The organism is Acinetobacter sp. TY1, assembly GCF_048551395.1.
Classification (GTDB): Bacteria; Pseudomonadota; Gammaproteobacteria; order Pseudomonadales; family Moraxellaceae; genus Acinetobacter.
In genome coordinates this window covers 1-2,391 of sequence record NZ_JBLYZK010000065.1, presented here as the reverse complement: position 1 = coordinate 2,391, position 2,391 = coordinate 1, and the positions used below count along the sequence as shown (strand labels likewise).

Below are 2,391 nucleotides of genomic sequence, written 5' to 3'. Positions count from 1 at the left end.
ACCACTTACCCAAGTTACGCCTTAAATTTGGCTCAATTAGGGGCGCTTTGCATTTCAAATCTTTGTGCAACAAAGCCGTTTGCCGAACCAAATTCACATGAAGAAAAGGGTGATATTAACTTACTTACAGCACCTTATTGGTGGGTATCAGTAGGTATAGGGAGTTGTACTTATCCAATTAATAGTGCCGACGATCTGCAGAAATATTTGGATCGACTATCAAAATAATATTTAGGATCAACTAAATAGATTGTACTAGTCAAACCTGATCTGGCAGTTACCCATTTTTAGAGTTTCTGTCAGGTTAAATTTGAGTTAGGATCAGTATAGGAGAGTGCTGACAGTCCAAGGATCAATTATTATTACCCCTTTATTTATAATTTAAATTGTCGAATTCATTAATTAGCATAAAATTATGAAAAGTAAAGCTATTATTAGAATATAATTTGAAAATATTGATAAATTGTGATGTTTAAGATGAATTGGCAAGAAATTAGTCAAATTAGAAAGAATGGTGATTACCTGCGAGCTAGAGATTTAGCAAGAGTAGAATTACAGAATTTTCCAAATTCTCTTCAACTAAAAAGCCAAATTGAGTGGACATATTATTCTGAAATAAAAGAAATCACTACCAAACTAAAACAAACAGATCCAGTTGATCAAAGACTTGTTCAGCAATTAATAAAAACTTATGAGGATTATATTAAAGGAGAAACGCGTCGACCAGAAATGGCATTTTCAATGATTTTGCAATTGATCAGTCCATATGCAATACATTTTCCTGATTTTTATAATTATGTACACTGGTTTGGCAAAGCTGCTTTGAGGGCGGAAGATTGGGAAGTTACTACTTATGTAGATAAGCAGGGTAAAGAGCGTCGCAACCTCCCTGTAGCTTATGAAGTCGCTAGAGGTCTATGTAAATGGGCGAAAACTGCTCAAGATTTAAAGAAAGAACAAGCAGATTTTTGCTTGGAGTGGGCTAATCAGGCACGATCTAAGTTATCAGATGAGGATGCTATTTGGTTAGATTGGGATGCTGTCGCTGTCTTAAGACGTATGGGAAATTATGAAAATGCAAGTCAAGTTCTATCCTCTGTCTTAAAGTTAAAAAAATCTGAATTTTGGGTTTGGGCCGAGGCTGCAAGAATTTATCAGTTCGATCAAAAAGATTTAGCTTTGGCATGTTTTTGTAAAGCCATGCTTTGTAAAACTGAAGAAAAATTTTTAGTTACTGCTCATCTTGATTTTGCCAAACTTTTGATTAGCTTAGAGATGTTTGATGAAGCAAGTTTTGAAATTAATCAATCAATTAAAATTAGAAATGAGAATCAATGGAAATTACCGGAAGAGTTAAATCATTTAATACAAAGCAATTGGTTTGATCCTAACAAGAATGATTTAAAAGCAGCTAAAGAATTTTATGAAGAGCATGCATCAGATGCCTTATCTTTATGTTTTGATGAAATTAGGAAGGTTTCAGCAACATATCTTGGGCAGTTAAAAATAAAAAGAGAAGGCAAAAAGCCTAAAGAGTTTGCTAAATTTTCTATTAAAAATGGTAATAAATTTGAGTCATTACTTGCTAATGGTTTTAATCATCTCAAAATGAAGAAAGGAGCTCCAGTATTGATTACTTTAGGTATTCAAGAAGACTCTAATCAAAATTTAGTTGTAAACGTTGTGGAGCAGATGGAGGGAGAAGAGTGGGGGTGTACTAACCAACAATTTGGCGTTATTAGTTATATTAGTGATGATTATGAAAATATAAAAGTTTTTCTCAATAAAGATCAAGAATTAAAGCTAGATCAAAACATATTACGGGGCTTAAAAGACAAAATATCGATAGGTTCTAAATTGAAATGCTTTTCAACAATCAATGCTAAAACACAGCGGGTTGAAATTTCACATGTGGAATTAGCTAATAGTGCAAAAATTTCTGATATGAAAGAAGAAAAAGGTGAGCTACGTAAAAATCCAAAAGGGTTCGGATTTGTTAACGACATCTTTATATCACCAAACTTAATCAAGAATACTGAGGATAAAACACTAATCAATGTACAGGCTATCTTCAGTAAGCAAAGAGATAAAGATACCTACAGTTGGAAAGCGATATCAATTTCATAAAAATAAGCCACTCTATCTGAGTGGCTTATTTCATTTTAAATATATTTTATAGCTTTTGAGTTCTTGGGAATCTCTTTAGTTTCATTAATTTCAGGGAATCTTATCCGTAAGAAAGATTCATTTGAAAAAGTGACAAAACCGATACCCCATAAAGGGTGTTGTACTGAATTTTGATGTATGGCAGAACCATCTGATACATCTGATACATCTGATACATCTGATACATCTGATACATCTGATACATCTGATACATCTGATACATCT

At 33.0% G+C, this 2,391-nt stretch carries 3 protein-coding genes; 2 read left to right on the top strand and 1 reads right to left on the bottom strand.

Features of this window, described 5'->3' with window-relative positions:
- Together ACK2M2_RS16345 and ACK2M2_RS16340 are read left to right on the top strand one after the other, a co-directional pair.
- The coding region (locus ACK2M2_RS16345; protein ID WP_419349903.1) for a hypothetical protein at positions 1–228 on the top strand (228 nt) is incomplete at its 5' end.
- Positions 229–477: 249 nt separating this feature from the next.
- Positions 478–2,127 carry a DUF7017 domain-containing protein gene (locus tag ACK2M2_RS16340; protein ID WP_419349902.1) on the top strand — a complete coding sequence of 550 codons (1,650 nt, stop codon included), beginning with the start codon at positions 478–480 and terminating at the stop codon, positions 2,125–2,127.
- Between the two features lie 35 nt (positions 2,128–2,162).
- Here the strand turns inward: ACK2M2_RS16340 and ACK2M2_RS16335 are convergent.
- On the bottom strand, positions 2,163–2,391 hold a 229-nt coding region (locus ACK2M2_RS16335; protein WP_419349900.1), incomplete at its 5' end, for a hypothetical protein.

Excerpts from the sequence above, each read along its gene's own strand:
- ACK2M2_RS16340 (WP_419349902.1), top strand. The coding sequence starts at position 478 with ATGAATTGGCAAGAAATTAGTCAAATTAGAAAGAATGGTGATTACCTG.